We start from the raw sequence: 18978 nt of genomic DNA, 5'->3' as shown, positions 1-18978 counted from the left end.
ACAGAACACCCAGGGATGACCTGCACAACTCCCTGCGATCTGTGATGGCACGGCCTCGGGCGGGTTGTGCAGGACATCCCTAGCCAAGTCCGGCCCTGGCGCTTGTCCACCAAACACCGATTGCTATCAGTTTCGACGGCTGATCAAGCCTTCACCTCCACCACCTGCTCGAAGCCGCCAAAGATCATGCGTTTGCCATCAAAGGGCATGGGCGGGTTGCCGGGTGCGGACGGGTCCATGCGCGGGTCTTCCATCATCTTCTTCATGCCCGCGTCGCGCGTGGCTTTGTCGGGCCATTCGACCCACGAAAAGGCCACCGTCTCCTCGGCGGTGGCCTGGACCGCGCGGCGGAAATCGGTGACTTTGCCGTCGGGGACGTCGTCGCCCCAACCTTCGATCACACGGATCGCGCCCAGCTCGATGAACATCGCGTCGAAATGGCGCGCGTGCTCAATGAACTTCTGCTTGTTGGCGGTGGGAACCGCGATCACGAAACCATCGATGTAGGACATAGCTTGACTCCTGTGAGGTTGACCATGGGATGCGCCCGCCTGTGGGCGCCACGTATTCGTTCGGCGGACGCGGACCGGGGCCCGCCTCCTTCACTTGCGCCGGTACGTTGCCTGCATCATCTGCGACCAGCTGCCATCCGGCTGCAGACTGAACGATGTCAAGTTGCGTTCGTTTGTGCTCACCAGCGTGATCACGTCGCGGTAGCGGGCGGTCTTGCCGTCGTCCTTGAAGCTCGGGCCTTCGGTCTCCAGGGTCAGCACCTTCTGGTCCGCATCGAGCGTGCCTTCGTACACGAACATGTGGGTCATCATCGAGCCCACCCAGGTGCCGCGAAACACGCTCTTCTCGGGGTCGTAGCCCAGCGTCATCAGCATGTGGGCTTCGCCCCCGCCGGGCATGGTGCCCGTGCCTTCGCACAGTACCCACAGGTCGCCCAGGGCGCGCACATGCTCGGAGCCAGTGGATTGCTCTTGAACGGGGGCGCCGGACTCGCCGGGTGGAGCGTCGCAGTTGGCGTCGCTGGTCCAGTCGCCAATCAGCTGCTGCAGCCAGCGGTGCATGGCGTGGGGTTCGGCATTCATCATTTCGGTCTCCTTGGTGGTTGGGGTTTGGCAATTCAGTCAGCTTGGGGGTCGATCCCGTCAATCACGGTCTGGCGCCCCGAGCGGAAAGTAGTGGCGGTAGGGGCGGCCGCCCTCCACGGCTTGCGCAAATGAGGGTCGCGCCAGCAGTCGCGCGCGGTAGGCGCGCAGCAGGGGGTAGCTGGCGGCAATGGGGTGCGTCCAATCGGCATAGAACAGCGCGGGCGCCGCTGCGCAGTCGGCCATCGTGAAGCCGTCGCCCGCAGCCCAGGTGCGGCGGGCCCATTCGCCTTCCAGCCATGCATAGGCCTTCTCCAGCTTGTCAGCGGCCCAGGCCACGCCGTCAACGCGCTTGGCGGGGTCGCCAGTCAACGCAGCGTTCACCGCGTGCTGGACGGGCGCCATCACGTGCAGGTCAAAGAACCGGTCCATGAACCGCACCTGCAACGCCGCTGCAGGGTCGGCCGGTATCAGCTGCACAGGCCCCGGGTGGGCCATCTGCAGGTGCTCGATCACGATGCTGCTCTCCACCACCGTGTGATCGCCATCCACCAGAAGCGGAAACTTTGCCAACGGCCAGCGGCGCAGCCATTCGGGCGCATGGTTGCCCGGCGCAGCGGGGTCGAGATTGCGCAATTCAAAGGGAGTCCCGTTTTCATACAGCGCAGTCAGCACCTTCTGGGTGTACGACGAGAAAGGGTGTCCATAGAGGGCAAGCATGGCCGTACCTGTGTTGGAGCTCTGGTGCGCTTCGCTCATTCGGGCGCCACCACCATCCACGGCACGCCAAAGCGGTCGGCCACCATGCCGAAGGCCTGCGAGAAGAAGGTCTTGGCCAGCGGCATCTGCACCTGGCCACCGTCGGCCAGCGCATTGAACAGGCGCTGGGCCTCCGCTTCGCTCGCGGGGCTCAGCGCCAGCGAGATGCCCTGGAAGCTGGCCTTGCCCGACCCCATGCCGTCCGATGCCATCAGCGTCGTCTCGCCCACGGTGAATTCGGCGTGCATGACCATCTCGGGCGTGGGGCCTGGGCCGCTGCCGTCGGCGCAACCCTGTCCTGCAGCGGGCTCGGGGTTGTCCTTGTAGCGCATGAGGGTGCCGACCTTGGCGCCCAGGGCGCTGCGGTAGAAGTCCAGCGCTTCCTCGCAACGGCCTTCAAACATCAGGTAGGACTCGACTTTCATGGGGTCTCCTTGCAAACCAGGCCGTTCATCGCATGAAGGCCTGGGAGGGTCATAAAAAAGAAAGTGTTCACCTCATTGTGAACACCGTCCACAAACAATAGCAAAGATAATGGACAGTGTCCACATCCAAGTCCGCCATGCCCGTAACCAATCGCAACGCCCCCGCCGCCAGCACTGCCAAGACTGCCACCGCAGGCCCCGCCCCGCGCGCCACCTACCGCCATGGCGACCTGCGGCGCGCGCTGCTGGACGCCGGTGTCGAGCTGGCCCGACAGGGTGGCCCCGACGCTGTGGTGCTGCGCGAGGCCACACGCCGCGCGGGGGTGGCGCCCAACGCGGCCTATCGCCACTTTGCCAACCGCGACGATTTGCTGGCCGCCGTGCGCGCCGCCGCCGTGGCAGCTGCCGCGCACTTCATGGAGGCCGAACTGGCCCAGGTACCCACCACCGGCACCCGCACCGAACAGGCCCACGCCAAGGTGCGCGCCGTGGGCGCAGGCTACATGCGGTTTGCGCATGCCGAAACGGGCCTGTTCCGCACCGCGTTCGGAGGCCGCTTCACCGTGCAGACCCATCCCGACCCGGCCATGGGCGGCGCCACGGGCCTCAATCCCTTTCAGCACCTGAGCGCCGCGCTGGATGACCTGGTCACCGCTGGCGCCCTGCCACCCGAGCGCCGCCCCGGCGCGGAGTACCTAGCATGGTCCACCGTGCACGGTATGGCGCTGCTCAGCATTGACGGGCCACTGCGCGGCACGCCGCAGCCCCTGCTGGACGGGCTGGGGCAGCGGCTGCTGGACATGGTGGAGCGGGGGATTTAGACCCGCGCCGGATGGCAGGTGCAGTGCCCACGCCGCCACAGGCCTGCAAGATGTGCGCCCTGCACAGCCTGGCGCCACGCCCACTGCGCGTACACCGTCGTGCGGGTGCCAAAAAACCCGCTCAGCAACACGCTGGGGGTGTGGTTCACCACTTCATGCCACCAGCGCGCGGGCACATAGAGCACGTCCCCGGGCTCCAGGTCCACCACCCAGGCGTCGCCTGCAACAACACCTCGGTCCACCACGGCATCAGCATTCAGTGAAGCCAGGGCCGCCCAGCGGTCATGCTTGGCGGCAACGGCACCCAGCCGCTCCACCGCCCCGGGGCGCAGCAGATAAAAGCGCTTGCGCCCCACCAATTGCACGGCAAGGTTGTCGAGGTAGTCGTGGTGCAAGCCCGTTCTGGCCCCTGCGGGGCCGATCCAGGTCTGGGCATCGTGCAGTGCCCCGGGCGGAAACAGCTCTTGCGGACGCACGTCGGCGCGCAGCGTGGGAAAGGCACCCAGAAGATTGAACTCCTTGAGGTACAGCGGCGCTTCGCCGGCGGTGGCAGGGCCTTGCAGGGACTGGAGATAAGCGCCCAGAGTGGAAGGCTGGAACACGGTGGCGCCCAGCTCGCGGTTGCCCTGCACCAGCCGCACGGGCATGTCGGGGGCCAGCGCCCCCAGGCGCTCCCAGGTCCACTGCGCCACTGCGGGCCAATGGGCCGCGCGCTGGCGCAACACACAGGGCTCGCGGCGGCCGACGGCCTCGGCCACGGAAACTGCCTGCGCGCCCAATGGCTCCCACGCGCTTTCATGGTCTGCCATCACAGCACCCTGGCCATGCGGCGTTGCATCCCCCGCAACCAGGGCAGCGGCACATGGCGCCACAGCGGCGCCAGGGACGACAACGGGATGCGCCCCCGCACCACCACCCCGTAGTCCAGCGACGCAGCATGCGGAAAGTAGTCTGGCTTGCAGGCCACGATGGTCTTGAAGCCCTTTTGCCAGTAGTAGCGCAGCTGCGGGTCTTGCGGCATGCCCCGGCGGGTGGCGTAGACATACGACTCCACCGGGGCATGGGTCTCGCTCCTGCGCCAGCGGGCCAGGCCCGGCACGGGCGAGCCCAGGTAAATCTGGCGCCAGCCAGCCTTCAGCGCACGCGGCCAGAAGAACGCAAAGATCGCCTCCACCCCTTGCGGGCTGACGCTGCTCAGACTGATGCCAAACAGGTCACGGCTGGGCTGTGCCCCGTCCTGGCTTCCAACCTCCGCGCAATCGGCCCAGGTGCGGGCGCTTTGCAACTGTGCCGCTGAAATGGGCTTGAGGAACAGCGAGGCCAGCGCCTCGCCCGTGCGCGGGCAGAACGCCCCCATGCACAGCTGCGGGTGGGCCGCGATGCGTTGCGCCATGGCCTGCGCGCTGGCGGCCTGGTCGTCGCTCCACTTCTGGTGCTCCAGCACCAGCAGGCGGGGAATGTCGTGGGCCTGCAGCGGGCGCACTTCGATGCGGGTCTTCTCTGCATTTCGGCCCGCGTGCGGCGCTGGCACCAGGCGGTGCAGCGGCAGCCCGTAGCCCAGCCACCCCACCGCCATGCGGGCCAGGCCCATGCCCTGCCGCAGCACAAACTCCGCCGCAGACCGGACACCACCACCCCAGGTCAACCGGCCCTGCGCGCGATCGGTCTGAAAGAAGTCCCAGGTGTGGCGCGCCACATCGCCCAGCAATATCAGGGACGCCAGCACATACAGCCCCAATCGGCGCCCATAGCCCACCTGGCCCACCTCATTGAGAAGGCGCAGCGCCACGCCATGGTGCGCCACCTCTTCTTCGCAGTGCCAGCGCCACAGGCTGGACTGGCGGGACGCGTTGTGAACCAGCCAGCCCTCGCTGCGCAGTGCCTGGCGCGAGATCAGCGCTGTCAGGTATTCCAGCGCCGCCGCCAGGGCCAGGCGCTCCTTCCAGGCCAGCGCCTGCTCCAGGCCCTGCACGGCGCGCTCGATGCGCGCCTCCAGGGCCACGGCGTTGTAGCCCTGGGCCGCCAACTGCGTGTTGTACAAGCGGTGCGCGCGCTGGTGGGCGCGCTCCTCGCGCACGAACTGGGCCACCTCTTCCTGCAAAGGTGCCCCTTCGGGCAGGCGCGTGACAGCGTCTTCCATCGCCCGGATCACAAACTGCTCCCCCGAGGGCAGCAGCAGCGAAAACGCATTGAACAAATACGAACGAAAGGGGGTCTGGTTCCAGAACCGCTCGGACGCCCCCGACACCACCATCACTGTTTGCATCACCGCAGGCCATTGTTAAAGCCTGTCGAAGGTAGTGGGGGTACGTGTCGCGCATGTGACACCTCCAACACCACCCAACCGGCAGGGCGGCTGCAGTGGCAGGGCACGGTCTGCGTTGAAGTGCCTGCTCAGTTTTAGAAGATTTTTAGGCCCTAGCGCTTATCTATATTGCGCAAACAGCTACAAATTTAATAGCAACCCCCTACAACCCAGATCACGGCAGTCCATACAGGCGCGCCGTGGCCACCACCCGCTCCATGAGCGCGCGGCGCAACGCCACAGGCCGCAGCACCTCCACCTGCGGAGACAGCCGCATGAGTTGCCCGCAGGCGTGTTCCACCGACTCAATGGGAATGGTGACGGCCACGCGCCCGTCCTTGCGGCGGGGCGGCGGGGCCGCAGCCACCGCGCGGGCCACGGCGCTGCTGAGCGCGCGCAGGCCCTTGAGCCCGGCCGGTGTGGCCAGCAACGCCGCCTCGCCGGTGTAGATCCCTGCTTCAAAACGCTGGATCGACTGCGCCCAATAGCTGGCCAGGTCAAACCGCGCCGGGCGGCGCACGGGTGTGGCCAGCGCCGTGGCAGCCCGGATGTTCGACACGCGGTAGGTACGCGGTCCGCCTTCTGTCGCACCCGCAGGCCCTGCCACCAGGTACCAGACACCCGCCTTGAGCACCAGCCCCAGCGGGCTCACCGTACGCTCCACCGTGTCGGCCCAGCTCTCGTAGCGCATCGCGATCTGGTGACCGCTCCACACCGCAGCGGCCACGGTGGGCAGGTGGGGCGTGGGGTCGCTCTCGCGGTACCAGTCCACCGGGTCCAGGTGCAGGCGGGTGCTCACGCGCTGGGCGTCTTCGCGCCACGAAGCGGGCAGCGACGACAAAAGCTTCAGCCGCGCGCCCTCCACATCGCCGCCCAGCCCCAGGTCCTGCGCGGGGCCGGGCAGGCCGCTCAAGAACACGGCCTGCGCCTCGGAAGGCGTGAGCCCGGTGAGCGTGGTCTTCCAGCCTGGCAGCAGCGCAAAGCCACCGTTGCGCCCGCGCTCGGCATAGATGGGCACACCGGCCGCACTGAGCTGGTCCACATCGCGGTACAGCGTGCGCACGGAGACCTCCAGTGCCTCGGCCAGCGCCTGCGCACTCATGCGGCCCTGGGTTTCGAGCAGCATTTGAAGGGAAAGCAGGCGGCTGGCGCGCATGGGCAGGCAGGTTGTGCGGGTAACTGGGGGGTACTAGGGTGAAGGCGAAAGATAGCGCAAATACCTGCCATAGGTTGGCAGGTATTGCGGCGCAGACTCCGATCATGAGCTTGTCTTCCCCCCACAAACCCGGAGCCCGCATGCCCACCGCCGACCACCACCCCATCGTCGAACTGCGCCAATACACCCTGCACCCAGGGCAGCGCGACGCACTGATCGACCTCTTCGACCGCGAGTTCGTTGAAACACAGGAGGCCCATGGCATGCGCGTGCTGGGCCAGTTCCGCGACCTCGATCAGCCCGACCTGTTTGTCTGGCTGCGCGGCTTTGCCGACATGAACGCACGCCGCCGCGCGCTCGAAGCCTTCTACGGCGGCCCCGTGTGGGCGGCGCACCGCGCTGCCGCCAACGCCACCATGATCGACTCTGACAACGTGCTGCTGCTACGCCCCGCGTGGCCCGGGGCGGCGTCCACGTTGCCGCAACACGCCCGGCCCGCGCCGGGCGCCACAGGCACTGCGGCGGGTGTGCTGGACGCCACCGTGTTCTATCTGCACGAGCCCGCCACCCCGGCCTTGCTGGACTATTGCCGCCACCGCATGGCCCCCGCGCTGCAGCGCGGCGGCGCGCGCCAGGTGGCGTGGTACAGCACCGAAGCCAGCCCCAACACCTTTCCCCGCCTGCCGGTGCGCGCGGGCGAGCATGTGCTGCTGGGGCTGGCGCTGTTTGGCGATGCAGCGGCGCTGCAGTCCTTTGCCAACAGCGGCGCCTGGGCGCGGGACGTAGCCCCGGGGCTTGCCCACTGGCTGGCCCGGGCGCCCGAGGCGCACCGGCTGCAGCCCACGGCGCGCTCGGCGTTGCATGCCTGATCGCAAAGGAGAAGAGCCCATGTCCACACCCGCCTCCCTGCTGCTGTACGGTGCCGCAGGTTCCGGCCATTCGTACAAGGTTCGGTCGCTGCTTTTACTGACAGCCACCCCGCACCGCTACCAGCCCATTGCGCTCGATACGCCCCGGGCCGAGCGCCCCGCAGACTTTGTGGCCGCCAGCCACTTCGGTGAAGTGCCGGTCCTCGTCGATGGCGGCACCGCCTATTGCCAATCCAATGCCATCCTGCTCCATCTGGCGCAGCGCACCCGCGCCTTCTGCGGCGCTGCGGCGGAAGGGAGCGCCATCCTGGAATGGCTTTTCTGGGAGACGAACCGCATTGGCTTCAGCGTGCCCAACCTGCGCTTTGCAATGCGCTGGGCGCCACAGCCTGGCGAGGTTCTGACCTACCTGCGCGCACGCGCCATCGCAGACTTGACCACGCTGAACGAAACACTCGCAAGCTCGGAGTTTCTGGTGCCTTCCGGCCCCAGCATCGCAGACCTCGCCTGCTCGGCTTATCTCTTCTGGCTGCCCGAAGCGGGCCTCGCCGCCGAAGACTTCCCCTGCGTGTCGCGCTGGCTGAATGCTCTGCGTGCCCTGCCCGGCTGGGTTCATCCCAACGAAGCCATGGCTTCGTCCTGATCCTTCATCCCCCTCACGAACCCCCATCACCACACACCATGCAAAACTCCACCACAACCCCCACCACTGGCAACAACGCCGCCCGCGACTTCGACTTCCTCATGGGCTCCTGGCAGGTGTGCAACACCCGCCTGGTGCGCCGCCTGGCCGGCTGCACCGACTGGGAGACCTTTGACGCCACCGGCACCGCACGCCCGCTGCCCGGCGGCATCGGCAACTACGACGACTTCATCCCCGCCACCTGGAAGCCCGGCTTTGTGGGCATGGCGCTGCGCGTGTTCAGCCCTGAGGCACAGCGCTGGAGCATCTACTGGCTGGACAACACCACCGGCGGCGTGGACGCGGCCACCGGGCTGCTGCATCCGCCCGTGGTGGGCGGGTTTCGCGATGGCATGGGCATCTTCGAAGGCCAGGAGAACTTCGAGGGCCGCCCCGTGCATGTGCGCTTCGAGTGGTCGCAGATGCACACCGGCGCACCGCGCTGGCAGCAGGCTTTTTCGGACGACGGTGGGGCCACCTGGGAAGTCAACTGGGTGATGGAGTTTGCGCGGCCGGTGTGAGGCCCTGCACACCGTTGCAGGGGTGGGCGGCTGGCACGGCATCCGCCATTCCATCCAACCACACCATCGCCACTGATTGAGAGCAAAAATAGCCTCCAGCGCTTATCCCATAAGCACTAACAGCTATTAAATCAGGAGCTTCTATCCAGCAGACAGCGCCTGGACCTCCTCACGCTCGTGCACCGGAAAATCCGTGGACGCCGCTACGGCCCGCCACTGCGCGGTCTCTTGCGCCACGAAGGCATGCGTATCGGCAATGGTCTGCAGCGTGTCGGTGCCCAGTGGCAGGCGCAGCGGCGGTGTGCGGCTGGCCACCAGCTTCATCACGGCCTGGGCCAGGCGCACGGGGTCGCCAGGCTGGTTCAGGTTGATGCGGCGCGCAGCCTCGCGCACGGCGCCCGCGCTGGCGGCGTAGTCGTCCAGCACACGTGGCGCCACGGCCAGCGAGGCACCATCAAGGAACTCGGTGCGGAAGTACCCGGGCTGCACCGCCGTGGCATGGATGCCCAGCGGTGCCAGCTCGGCATGCAGCGCCTCGGTCAGGCCTTCCACCGCGAACTTGGTGGCGCAGTACACGCCAAAACCGGCACTGGAGCGCACGCCACCCAGCGACGAGATGTTGATCACATGCCCTGCTCGGCGCGCGCGCATGGCGGGAAGCACGGCCCGGGTCACATGCAGCAGGCCGAACACGTTGGTGTCGAACAGTCGCAGCACTTCGTCGGCGGTGGATTCCTCGACAGCGCCCAGCAGGCCGTAGCCCGCGTTGTTGACCAGCACGTCGATGCGGCCAAAGCGCTCCAGCGCGGCGCCCACTGCGTGGCGGGCCTGGGCTTCGTCGGTCACGTCGAGCGCCACCGGCAACAGTGCGTCGCTGGGGCCCAGGCGCTTTTCAATCGACGCGGCATCGCGGGCCGTGGCGACCACGGCGTCGCCCTGGGCGAGCGCAGCCTCGGCAATGCGGGCGCCAATGCCGCGCGAGGCGCCGGTAATCATCCAGACGCGGGGGAAGGAGGAAGGGAGAGCAGTCGAAGCCGTCATGGCGGAAGTCCTTGAAAGGGATTGAAAGCGGGGTTCTGGCAAACGCAGCACGCTGAGATGCAAAGGCGCGGCCATGGAGGTGAACTGTAGGCAGACCATTGCCATCGCACTAGCCCATAATTTCTGACTTCATTCACAAGTGAAACTTGTCAATACCTCGGAACGGACACCATGGCCATCAATGAACTGCGTGCCATTGCCACGTTTGCCAAAGCCGCCGAACTGGGCAGCCTGCGGCAGGCGGCCTCGGCCCAGGGCATCACCCCGCAGGCTGCCAGCTTGGCGCTGGGGCAGCTCGAATCGCACCTGGGCGTGCGGCTGTTCCACCGCACCACGCGCAGCCTGAGCCTGACCGAGGAGGGGCGCCAGTTTCTGGAGGCCGCGCTGCCGGGCCTCGCGACCCTGCAGCGGGCGGTACACGGCGCGCGGCGCGGGCGCGAGGAGATTGCGGGGCCGCTGCGCATCGTGGCACCACGCTCCATCATGCTGGAGGTGGTCTGGCCCGTGCTCGACGTGTTCTGCCGCCGCCACCCGCTGGTGGAGCCCGATGTGCAGCTGGACGACCGCATCGGTAACTGGGTGGAGGACCGGGTGGACGTGGGTTTCCGCTCGGGCTACCCGCCCGAGGGCGGCGTGATTGCGCGGCGCCTGATTGCGCTGCAGCTGGTGGTGTGCGCCACGCCGGACTACCTGGCCCGCCATGGCACACCCACCCGCATCGAAGACCTGGCGCAGCACCGCTGCAGCGGGTTTCGCCACCCCACCACCGGCAAGCCCATGCCGTGGGAGTTTCAGGTGGGCGATGACATCGTGGCCCATGCCATACCGCCTGCGTTCTGCGTCAACGACATCGAGCTGGAAGCGCGCGCGGTGCTGGGCGGCCACGCCATCGGCCAGCTTGTCGGCGTGACGGCGGCGCCACTGGTGCGCAGCGGGCAACTGGTGCCCGTGCTGACCGAATTCGTGCCCCAGCACCTGGGCCTGTACGTGTACTACGGCAGCCGGGCAGCGCAGCCGGCCCGCGCGCGCGCCTTCATCGATCTGGCGGTGGAGATGCTGGCCGACAACCCGGCGTTCGGGCTGAGCGTGCAGGAGCTGCGGGCCCAGGCCCCAAAGCCCCGGCGACGCAAAGCATCGGCCACCTGAACGGGCGCAAGCCGCCGATGGCTGCCGTGTGCGCCCGCCGCGTCGGCGCACAACGTCTTCGCCCGTGAAAGAGGCGATTGCGGGTCATTTGGCAAACAGTCCGTTGCGGAGAAGGGTATTTATCGGTGTGGTCGCACGCCCTACAGTGACTTGACTGCCCGAGAGGCGGAAGCAACGCACCGGATTCACCCATGACCACCTTCTCTGCCACGGTCCAGACACACATCAAGGCCTCCCCGGCACTGGCGTTCCAGCACATCGCGCCCATTGACCCGCGCGCCCTGTTCACCGGCTACGGGCCTTTGCCCGCAGTGATCGGAACGCGCGACCAGACGGGCGCCTGGGACACGCCGGGGCAGACGCGCATCGTGGCGCTGTCCGATGGCAGCGTGGCCGAAGAACGGCTCAAGCACTACCACCCGGCGCAGTACTTCAGCTACACCGTCAGCGGCTTCACGGGTGCGATGCGCTGGCTGGCCACCGGCGCCAACGGGGCCTGGTGGTTTGACCCGCAGGCGGGTGGCACGCAGACCACGGTGCGCTGGCGCCACGCGTTTCATCCCCGCTCCAAATGGGCCGCGCCGGTGCTCTGGCTGCTGGCCAACGTGCTGTGGCGCGGCTACATGCGCAAGGCGCTGCGGCTGGCCAAGATGCAGATCGAGACCCCACTGCGTGCGCCCGGAGGCCCAGCGATTTCAGCCTGAGGCGGCCCCCATCCGACCCGACGACTGCCCACCACGGCTCAGTTGCTTTTGGCTTCGAAGAATGGCGTGCCCTGAATGGCCGACGGGCTGACGGTAAACGTTCTCAGGGGCTCCAGGGGCGGGGTCTCGCCTGGTTTCGGCGCAGGGCGCGGGGCGCCAGGATTCAGCGCGGGGGCTATGCAACCCGTACGCACTGTTTGCACCACTTCAGGGTCCAGCGCCCGGCGTTTGCCCAGGCGGCTGCCTGACAGAAACAGCATGTCTCCTTTCAGCTCGGCCCGCTGGCTCATCAGCGGCAAGGCCTGCAGCGGATCAAACCCCACACGCACTGAATTGGCACCGTCCAGCCGGTACTGCACCACCTTCACGACCGCTGGCTTTCCCGGGGCTTCCTCCACCACGTCGCCCAGGTAAAAGTAGCGCACGGCCTCTGCAGGCAGTGGGGGCAGCGGGTAGTTTTCAGACCAGCTGCTGTGGTCCGGGCCAAACAGCGGGCGCAGCGTGGCCGGGGCCTTGTCATCAGCCGACACCGCAAACACCGGCGCGCGGGCACTGGACAGCGTGGGGCCGTGGAAGTCGAACTCCACCATGGCGCCCAGCGCTGCCACCTTGCGGGCGTAGGCCGGGAACAAGGTCTGGTCCTGCCGCACCTGCTGCAGCCGGACTCCGCTGCCTTCCGCCTTCCAGCGGCCCGCCATCAGCATGTCCAGCACCCCGCCCGTCACCGCAAAACAAAAGGTGTTGTCGTCCAGCAGCGCCAGTTGCGTGATGGTGTCCACGGAACGCCCCCGGTATTCGCCCACATAGCCCGACTCGGCGGGCGTGGCGGCGTGCAGGGAGACGCTGACCATCAGCGCGGTCAACGCTGCTGCAGGGGCGCAGGCATTGCGCAAAGTGCGGAGGGTGAGGTTCACAAAAGGGTCCCAGGTGGAAGGGTGGGCCACTATATCGCCCTGGGCGCAACCCGCGCGCGCAACGCCACCCACCAGCACAAAGTCCCCAAAGTCCCGCGAGCCCAGAGCTACCTTGGCTCAGGCAGCAAACCCGCCATCGATGAGCAGGCTGGCCCCGGTCACCATGCCCGACTCCGGCCCCGCCAGATAGGCCACCATGCCCGCGATCTCGTCGGGGTGGGCATGGCGGCCGAGCGCCATCATGCCGTGCATGTTGCTGGCCAGGGGGCCGTCGGCGGGGTTCATGTCGGTGTTGACCGGGCCGGGTTGCACGTTGTTCACCGTGATGCCACGCGGCCCCAGGTCGCGCGCCAGGCCTTTGGTGAGGCCCACGATGGCGGCCTTGCTCATGCCATAGACGCTGAAGCCTGCCCATGGCACACGGTCGGAGTTGGTGCTGCCGATGGTGATGACGCGGCCATAGGCACCGCCCTGGCCCATGTGGCGCACGGCAGCCTGCGTGGCCACAAACACCGCGCGCACGTTCACGTTGAGCGTGTGGTCGAAATCGGCGAGGGCAAAGCTGTCGATCTCGCCCGCCACCGCCACGCCGGCGTTGTTGACGAGGATGTCGAGGCGGCCCAGCGTGCGCGCGGCCGTGTCGATGGCTTGCGTGAGGGCGGCGGCGTCTGCACTGTCGGCACGCAGCGCCAGGGCCTTGCCGCCGGCCGCTTCAATAGCCGCCACCAGCGCCTGCGCGGGAGCTTCGGAGCTGCTGTAGGTGAAGGCCACCGCCGCTCCGTCGCGCGCCAGGCGCTGGACGATGGCGGCGCCGATGCCACGCGCGCCGCCGGTGACAAAGGCCACCTTGCCCGCCAACAGGCGTGACGCGCTGGCAGGCAGCGTGGTGGGGGCGGATGTATCGGGCACAGAAGACATGGTGTTTTTCCTAAAAAAATCAGATGGTTGAAAAGGTTCTTCACGGAACCAGGAACACCTGCAGTTTCAGAAAAACATTGCTTTGCGGGTAGCCAGGAATGGGCTGGATCTATTTCAACCTGCAGTTGAAAATGCAAACCATGCAACCCCTGAGCCACCTCGAATCGTTCGTCAAATCCGCCGAGTGCGGCAGCTTCTCGGCCGCCGCGCGGCTCATGGGCCTGACGCCTGCCGCCGTGAGCAAGAACGTGGCGCGTCTGGAGGCAGGCCTGGGCGTGCGGCTGTTCCAGCGCAGCACGCGGCGCATCACGCTCACCGAAGGCGGGCAGCGCCTGCTGGCGCAGATCAGCCCGCCGCTGACCGCGCTGGCCGATGCGGTGGACCACGCGGCCGAGGCCGAGCAGCAGCCTGCGGGCACGCTCAAGGTGAGCATGGGCCTGGCGTTTGGCCGTGCCTACATCGTGCCGCTGCTCACCGAGTTTTTGCAGCGCTACCCGGCCATCCAGCCCGACTGGCGCTTTGAGAACCGCCAGGTGGATCTGATCGGCGAGGGTTTTGATGCCGGCATTGGCGGTGGCCTGAATCTGAACCCCGACATGGTGGCGCGCACGCTGGGGCCGATCCACCTGGTGGTGGTGGCCGCCCCCGCGCTGCTGCAGGGCCGCAAGGCGCCGCGCCACCCGGCAGACCTGGCGCAGTGGGACGGCATTGCGCGCCGCGCCATCCGCACGGGGCGCGTGCCAGTGACCACGCTGCGCAACAAGGCGGGCGACGCTGCAGCGGCAGTGTTCCGCCCCCGCATCGTGTTCGACGACCCCGAGGCCATGTGCCAGGCCGCGCTGATGGGCCTGGGCCTGGCCGTGCTGCCCATGCCGTTTGCGCAGCCCTGGCTGGCGCGCGGCGACCTGGTGCGGGTGCTGCCGGGCTGGTGGGCGGATGCAGGGCCGACATCGCTGTACTACCCCAGCAAAAAGCTGCTGCCAGCGCGCACGCGGGTGTTTGTGGATTTTGTGGTGGAGCAGTTCGCGCTGCGCGGGTTTGCGCAGCGGGTGCGGGGCGATTGAGCGCAAGCCCCTGCGCGAGACTGACCTGCGCAACCTGCACCACCCTCGGCCCAGCCCTGGTGGGAGAGGGCGGGGAGAGGGAGAACAAGCGCGGCGCCCCCGAAGCCCCGTCTCCCCCACCGGCTCCCACGAGGGGAAAGGGAGTTAACCCCGGCGCTGCGGCGATGGAAGGCGGCCGCGCCCAGCGGGCGTCATGGCTGCTTGCCCACAAACGCCACGTTGAGCCCCTTGGCCGTCACCGTGATGGGCCCGGGCTGCAGCCCCAAGCCGTCGAACATGGCCGTGTCCTGCGGGCGCAGCTGGTGCAAGGTGACTTCGCGCAGGGATTGTTCGGCCAGCACGGGGGCATAGGCATTGATCAGTTCGGTGACGGCCGGTTTGAGCGTGGGGAAATCCAGCCGCCCCAGCCGGATCTGGTGGGCGCGCAGCGTGCGGTCACTGGCTTCATAGCGCAACGCAAACTCCACATCGAACGTGCCCGCGTGGCTGCGCCGCAGCGCAGCGCCCGCCGCGTCCACCGCCATGACGGCGCCCAGGCGATTGACCTCAGGCAGCAGGCGCAGGCGCGGGGGTTGCAGGGTGAGATCGAACAGGCCTTGCACCGGCACACTGCGCGGGAACTTCGTGGCCACCATCTCCTGCAGCTGCGCGAGCGGCACCGTGTAGCTGGGCTGGGCCCACGCGGCACGCCCTGCCAGCAGCAAAGCGGCGCCGCCCAGGGCCAGGCCGCTGCCGGTGGTTCTCAGAAATCGTCTGCGGTGCAGCATGAGGCTATCTCCTTGATAGGCCTGTGTGACACGCACGAGATGAAAAGGTGCCCCATTTGGGGGCCATGGCTGTGTATCCATTCGCACAGCCCTGCAAGCCGTTCCCAGCCATGGGTTGGAACCCAAAATGACCGCTGGCGCTTATCCAACACGCGCTGACCTCTCTCCATGGAGATGCGATTGCTTATCGCCCCACCACCGACCAGCCTGCCTTCTGGTTGCCCTTGTCGTTCTCATACTCCCACGCCGTGCCGCAGCGATCGCACACATAGCGGGTGATGGTGACGGAGCCCGTCTCGCGGTCTTCCTTGCGGTTGCCGCGCTGCACCAGCTCGGCGTGGCCCGGCGCCTTGCGCCAGTTGCGCTGGATGCCCTGGCAGGGCTCGCACAGCGCCATGGGTTTGAGTTCGTTCTGTCGGGCCAGGTCTTTGGTCATGGGGTGTCAGCCATCGTGGGCCGGTGTGGGTGGGTTTGTCTGCTGCGGGGCGGCTACTGTAAGGCACCTGCGGGTGCAAAGACACAGCATGATGGCTGAATTACAAGCAAAATCAGCCTCTAGCGCTTGATAGACAAGCGTAACCAGCTATCAAATCAGGAGTTGCCTTAGCCCATCACCAGCGCCTTGGCCATGCGCGCGTTGTGCAGCACCACGCCCGCGCGCTCCACCTGCTGGCGCGCTTCCACCGCGAAGCCCTGGGCGGCAAAAAAAGGCTCGGCCGTCAGGCTCACATGGGCGTTCAAGCGGGTGATCCCGCGCTGCGCCGCCTGCGCGTGGAGGTGTGCCATCAGCGCCCGGGCCACGCCCTGGCCTGCGAACGCCGGGGCCACAAAAAACATGTCGATGGTGCCGCTGGCCTGCAGATCGGCAAACCCAGCTATCGCCCCGCCGTCTATTGCTTGCGCGATGAAGGGCTGGTTGGCCCGCATGCGCTCGGCCCACTGCGCGGCGTCGTGCTCCAACGGCGCCCAGGCGGCCAGCTGTTCGCCGGTGTAGTCCTTGCAAGCCAAGCCATGCACCGAGGCATGAAAAACGGCGCGCAACGCGGGTTCGTCGCCAGGGCAGAAGTTGCGGATGCGGAAGGAAGGCATGGCGAGCGAACTGCAGAGAAAAAGGGGCGCGATGGTGCCACAGCGCAGCGCAGTGGGGAAATCTCAGCCCGCCGCCATGCGCAGCCTGCGCGCTGCATCTTCGTCGCGTGCGTCGTCGATCTCGCGCAGCACGGCCTGCATGTCCACATCGGCATGCGTGGGCGCATAGATGCCGGTGAGCGGCGTCTCGTTGCTCAGCAGCCCGCTCTGGTACAGGCTCCAGATCTCGGGGCCGTATTGGGTGGCGCGCAGCTCGGGGGCAAACTGGCCGAAGAAGTCGCGCAGGTTGGCCACGTCGCGCAGCAGCATGCGCTGGGCGTGGTTGTTGCCCGCAGCGTCCACGGCCTGGGGCAGGTCGATGATGACGGGGCCATCGTGGCCGGCTTCACCACCTTCTGCGCCCGGCAGGTGGGCCAGCAGGATGTTGAACTCCGACAAGTCACCATGCACCACGCCCGCACACAGCATGCGCACCACCTCGGCCACCAGCGTGGCGTGGTGGGTGCGCGCGTCTTCGGGAGTAAAGCTCACATCGTTCAGGCGCGGGGCGGCGTCACCGTGGGCGTCGGTCACCAGCTCCATGAGCAGCACGCCGTCGTGAAAGTTGTAGGGCTGCGGCACGCGCACGCCGGCAGCGGCCAGGCGGTAGAGCGCATCGACCTCGGCACTTTGCCAGGCGGCCTCTTGCTCTTGCCGGCCAAACTTGCTGCCCTTGGCCATGGCGCGGGCCGAGCGTGAGTTCTTGACCTTTCGGTTTTCGGTGTAGTCCACCGCCTGCCGAAAGCTGCGGTTGTTGGCCTCTTTGTAGATCTTGGCGCAGCGCGTTTCATCACCACAGCGCACCACATAGACCATGGCCTCCTTGCCGCTCATGAGCTGCCGGACCACGGTGTCGATCAGGCCTTCCTCAATGAGGGACTGCAGGCGGGGGGGAGCTTTCATCGGGTCAGTGCGGTAGAGGGGGAATGGTCCATTGTCGTTGCAAGGCCACAAGAGCACGGCGTGCCCAGGGCCTTGAACGACAATCCGACGGCTTTTCAGTGTGATGACGGGCCGCGCCTGGGCACGCCGCCGTTCCACCGCCTTCTCTTTTTCTTGCGCCGTACCAGGCGCTGCCGCCCGGAGACACCCCCCATGCCCTTCGCCATTGCGCTCCCCGCCACCGCCCCGCGCGCTGCTGTGTTGGCGGGGCTTCTGATCGGGGGCGTTGCGGTTTCGCAGCCTGCGGCGGCTGCCGGGTTCCGCCAGGGTGCCTATGCGGACTCCTTGGGCAGCACCGCCGTGGTGTGCGTGACAGCGCAGCACATGGCCAGCCTGACGGCCCCCGCCTGGAAGAATGCCATGCAGCAGCGCGGCATGGACTGCACGGTCAGCGAGTCTGACCAACCCATGCCCGGCCATGAGACCTGGAAGGCCCGCTGCGTCGCCCCTGCCCAGGCCGCAGGCGCCAGCGCCGCGCACCTGTACCAGTTCACCGTGCACGCCGATGGCGAGCAGCTTGTCATCGACAGCGGCATGCAGACCTCGGCGGGCCGGCAGATGATGAAGAAGGCCTTTTTCGGCACCTACCAGGGGGCGTGCGCGTCCGGCACCCCACCCCTGGACGTGTGGGCCTACCTGGATGGCACGCACGGCATGGCGACACCTGCGCAGGCCGATGCACGCAAGGCGGTCGCCATCGACCTGATCCGCTGCGGCAATGTGTTCAACGGCCTGTCGCTGAGCGTGGCAAAAGCCCGGCAAGAAGGCATGCGCGCCGCTGCGGCGGCCATGCTGGAAGCAGCGGTGGAGCTGCACCCGGGCGAGGGCGACTTCCACATCGACGCGCTCAGGAAATCGGCGCCCGAAGTGTCGGCCGAACTGGTTGGTACGTCGGCAGAAAAGAAGTTTGCGCTGTACCAGACCTGCAGCCCGTATCTGGAACCAGATGGCGTCACCAAGGCGGTACAAAGCCGCGTGGCTGGGGGTGCGACCCCACGCTAGCGGGGTGTTGCACGCTATCCGGCACGTAGAACGGCGATTCCTTCGCAACTGCCGCACCCTGATTCAGGCACCTCACGGCGCCTACAAACGCCAACGCCCCGCACCACGCACAGTGGTGTCGGGGCGCTGCTTGGGGCTAGGAGTCTGCGCTTATTTGTCCAGCTCGGCGGCCAGCATGTCCCAGCTGGGGTACGAGCTTTCATCGAGAGTGATCGTACCCTTGCCTGCGGCAAACTTGAAAGCGGTGGTGCCGGTGCGGGCAAATTCCAGGGTCTTGAGTTGGCACACCGCGGCCTTGGAAGGGGCATCGTTGCAGTAGCGCGGGGCGTTGTCCACGATGGTGCCGGCCGCGTAGCGCACCTGGCGCAGATGGTCCACGGTCTGAAAGCTGTCCTGTTTCACATCCATCTTCACATCGCAGCCGCACGATTGCTTGAGGGTGCTGGCGGCGGTTTTCAGCGCGGGGGCCACCTCGGCAGCAAAAAAGTCGCGCTCGGCCTTGCCGGCATGGGCCAGCGATGCGACAGCCAGGCTGAGGGTTGCGACGAGCAACAGGGGGATCTTGTTTTTCATGGTTCTCCAACGGGTTGGCTTTGGGTGTGCAGGCCCCTGCCCCTCCCGGACAGACGGGCCGCGCCAGAGGTGGTGGCGCCAGCGCCGAATTTTGCGGGGGGCCAGGTGCAGCGCTTGTAACAACGCGGTAACAGCGCATGCTTTTTG

General features: G+C 67.2%; 23 protein-coding genes. 8 read left to right on the top strand and 15 right to left on the bottom strand.

Features of this window, described 5'->3' with window-relative positions:
- Positions 1-143: 143 nt before the first annotated feature.
- From ACQ4MJ_RS22950 to ACQ4MJ_RS22935, 4 genes are all read right to left on the bottom strand, one after another.
- Positions 144-512 carry a DUF1428 domain-containing protein gene (locus tag ACQ4MJ_RS22950; protein ID WP_431151166.1) on the bottom strand — a complete coding sequence of 123 codons (369 nt, stop codon included), beginning with the start codon at positions 510-512 and terminating at the stop codon, positions 144-146.
- 90 nt (positions 513-602) lie between these two features.
- Positions 603-1097 carry a DUF1579 domain-containing protein gene (locus ACQ4MJ_RS22945; RefSeq protein ID WP_431151167.1) on the bottom strand — a complete coding sequence of 165 codons (495 nt, stop codon included), beginning with the start codon at positions 1095-1097 and terminating at the stop codon, positions 603-605.
- Between the two features lie 57 nt (positions 1098-1154).
- A complete protein-coding gene (locus ACQ4MJ_RS22940; RefSeq protein WP_121508929.1) occupies positions 1155-1814 on the bottom strand; it encodes a glutathione S-transferase family protein in 660 nt (219 codons plus the stop codon).
- 35 nt (positions 1815-1849) lie between these two features.
- Positions 1850-2278, bottom strand: a complete 429-nt coding sequence (locus ACQ4MJ_RS22935; protein WP_121508236.1) for a VOC family protein — start codon at positions 2276-2278, stop codon at positions 1850-1852.
- Positions 2279-2415: 137 nt separating this feature from the next.
- Between ACQ4MJ_RS22935 and ACQ4MJ_RS22930 the strand changes: the two genes are divergently transcribed.
- A complete protein-coding gene (locus tag ACQ4MJ_RS22930) occupies positions 2416-3099 on the top strand; it encodes a TetR/AcrR family transcriptional regulator (protein WP_431151168.1) in 684 nt (227 codons plus the stop codon).
- Here ACQ4MJ_RS22930 and ACQ4MJ_RS22925 read toward each other — a convergent pair.
- The 3 genes from ACQ4MJ_RS22925 to ACQ4MJ_RS22915 all read right to left on the bottom strand — a co-directional run bounded on the left by ACQ4MJ_RS22925 (position 3096) and on the right by ACQ4MJ_RS22915 (position 6560).
- Positions 3096-3908 (bottom strand): cupin-like domain-containing protein, encoded by an 813-nt coding sequence (locus tag ACQ4MJ_RS22925; RefSeq protein ID WP_431151169.1) that lies wholly within the window; start codon positions 3906-3908, stop codon positions 3096-3098. The genes ACQ4MJ_RS22930 and ACQ4MJ_RS22925 overlap by 4 nt on opposite strands.
- Complete coding sequence (locus ACQ4MJ_RS22920; RefSeq protein WP_431151170.1) at positions 3908-5365, bottom strand: metal-dependent hydrolase; 1458 nt, start codon at positions 5363-5365, stop codon at positions 3908-3910. Before ACQ4MJ_RS22920 ends, ACQ4MJ_RS22925 begins: the two co-directional genes overlap by 1 nt.
- Positions 5366-5579: 214 nt before the next feature.
- A complete protein-coding gene (locus tag ACQ4MJ_RS22915; protein ID WP_431151171.1) occupies positions 5580-6560 on the bottom strand; it encodes a helix-turn-helix transcriptional regulator in 981 nt (326 codons plus the stop codon).
- A 104-nt stretch (positions 6561-6664) separates the two neighbouring features.
- Here ACQ4MJ_RS22915 and ACQ4MJ_RS22910 point away from each other — a divergent pair, with 104 nt between their 5' ends.
- From ACQ4MJ_RS22910 to ACQ4MJ_RS22900, 3 genes are read left to right on the top strand one after another with little or no spacing between them, the layout of a single operon-like run.
- Positions 6665-7429: an NIPSNAP family protein gene (locus ACQ4MJ_RS22910; RefSeq protein WP_431173679.1), complete on the top strand. Its 765-nt coding sequence runs from the start codon at positions 6665-6667 to the stop codon at positions 7427-7429.
- A 19-nt stretch (positions 7430-7448) separates the two neighbouring features.
- Positions 7449-8072, top strand: a complete 624-nt coding sequence (locus tag ACQ4MJ_RS22905; protein ID WP_431151173.1) for a glutathione S-transferase family protein — start codon at positions 7449-7451, stop codon at positions 8070-8072.
- Between the two features lie 38 nt (positions 8073-8110).
- The gene (locus ACQ4MJ_RS22900; RefSeq protein WP_431151174.1) at positions 8111-8632 is read left to right on the top strand and encodes a hypothetical protein; all 522 of its coding nucleotides are present in this window, start codon (positions 8111-8113) and stop codon (positions 8630-8632) included.
- A gap of 141 nt (positions 8633-8773) precedes the next feature.
- Here the strand turns inward: ACQ4MJ_RS22900 and ACQ4MJ_RS22895 are convergent, their stop codons facing one another.
- Positions 8774-9673 carry an oxidoreductase gene (locus ACQ4MJ_RS22895; RefSeq protein ID WP_431151175.1) on the bottom strand — a complete coding sequence of 300 codons (900 nt, stop codon included), beginning with the start codon at positions 9671-9673 and terminating at the stop codon, positions 8774-8776.
- Between the two features lie 171 nt (positions 9674-9844).
- On the opposite strand from ACQ4MJ_RS22895, the gene ACQ4MJ_RS22890 reads away from it, so the two are divergent.
- Both ACQ4MJ_RS22890 and ACQ4MJ_RS22885 read left to right on the top strand, forming a co-directional pair.
- On the top strand, positions 9845-10819 hold the full coding sequence (locus tag ACQ4MJ_RS22890; RefSeq protein WP_431151176.1) for a LysR family transcriptional regulator: 975 nt from the start codon (positions 9845-9847) through the stop codon (positions 10817-10819).
- 191 nt (positions 10820-11010) lie between these two features.
- Positions 11011-11523 carry an SRPBCC family protein gene (locus ACQ4MJ_RS22885; RefSeq protein ID WP_431151177.1) on the top strand — a complete coding sequence of 171 codons (513 nt, stop codon included), beginning with the start codon at positions 11011-11013 and terminating at the stop codon, positions 11521-11523.
- Between the two features lie 38 nt (positions 11524-11561).
- On the opposite strand, the gene ACQ4MJ_RS22880 is transcribed toward ACQ4MJ_RS22885, so the two are convergent.
- Positions 11562-12437, bottom strand: a complete 876-nt coding sequence (locus ACQ4MJ_RS22880; RefSeq protein ID WP_431151178.1) for a hypothetical protein — start codon at positions 12435-12437, stop codon at positions 11562-11564.
- 117 nt (positions 12438-12554) lie between these two features.
- The gene (locus ACQ4MJ_RS22875; RefSeq protein WP_431151179.1) at positions 12555-13355 is read right to left on the bottom strand and encodes an SDR family oxidoreductase; all 801 of its coding nucleotides are present in this window, start codon (positions 13353-13355) and stop codon (positions 12555-12557) included.
- A gap of 140 nt (positions 13356-13495) precedes the next feature.
- Between ACQ4MJ_RS22875 and ACQ4MJ_RS22870 the strand changes: the two genes are divergently transcribed.
- On the top strand, positions 13496-14419 hold the full coding sequence (locus ACQ4MJ_RS22870) for a LysR family transcriptional regulator (protein WP_431153146.1): 924 nt from the start codon (positions 13496-13498) through the stop codon (positions 14417-14419).
- A 191-nt stretch (positions 14420-14610) separates the two neighbouring features.
- Here ACQ4MJ_RS22870 and ACQ4MJ_RS22865 read toward each other — a convergent pair whose 3' ends face one another.
- From ACQ4MJ_RS22865 to ACQ4MJ_RS22850, 4 genes are all read right to left on the bottom strand, one after another.
- Positions 14611-15186 carry a DUF1439 domain-containing protein gene (locus ACQ4MJ_RS22865; protein WP_431151180.1) on the bottom strand — a complete coding sequence of 192 codons (576 nt, stop codon included), beginning with the start codon at positions 15184-15186 and terminating at the stop codon, positions 14611-14613.
- Between the two features lie 184 nt (positions 15187-15370).
- Positions 15371-15622: a hypothetical protein gene (locus tag ACQ4MJ_RS22860; protein WP_055401112.1), complete on the bottom strand. Its 252-nt coding sequence runs from the start codon at positions 15620-15622 to the stop codon at positions 15371-15373.
- Positions 15623-15789: 167 nt separating this feature from the next.
- Positions 15790-16275 carry a GNAT family N-acetyltransferase gene (locus ACQ4MJ_RS22855; protein ID WP_431151181.1) on the bottom strand — a complete coding sequence of 162 codons (486 nt, stop codon included), beginning with the start codon at positions 16273-16275 and terminating at the stop codon, positions 15790-15792.
- Between the two features lie 63 nt (positions 16276-16338).
- Positions 16339-17217 carry a PA4780 family RIO1-like protein kinase gene (locus ACQ4MJ_RS22850; RefSeq protein WP_055401116.1) on the bottom strand — a complete coding sequence of 293 codons (879 nt, stop codon included), beginning with the start codon at positions 17215-17217 and terminating at the stop codon, positions 16339-16341.
- A gap of 192 nt (positions 17218-17409) precedes the next feature.
- On the opposite strand from ACQ4MJ_RS22850, the gene ACQ4MJ_RS22845 reads away from it, so the two are divergent.
- Entirely contained in the window at positions 17410-18258 is an 849-nt protein-coding gene (locus ACQ4MJ_RS22845; RefSeq protein WP_431151182.1) for a hypothetical protein, read from the top strand.
- 150 nt (positions 18259-18408) lie between these two features.
- Here the strand turns inward: ACQ4MJ_RS22845 and ACQ4MJ_RS22840 are convergent, their stop codons facing one another.
- Positions 18409-18831 (bottom strand): hypothetical protein, encoded by a 423-nt coding sequence (locus tag ACQ4MJ_RS22840; RefSeq protein WP_431151183.1) that lies wholly within the window; start codon positions 18829-18831, stop codon positions 18409-18411.
- Positions 18832-18978 lie beyond the last annotated feature (147 nt).

Origin of the sequence: Acidovorax facilis (assembly GCF_050626955.1) — a bacterium.
Classification (GTDB): Bacteria; Pseudomonadota; Gammaproteobacteria; order Burkholderiales; family Burkholderiaceae_C; genus Acidovorax; species Acidovorax facilis.
The sequence above is the reverse complement of the archived record's forward strand: the minus strand, read 5'-3'. Positions and strand labels throughout refer to the sequence as shown.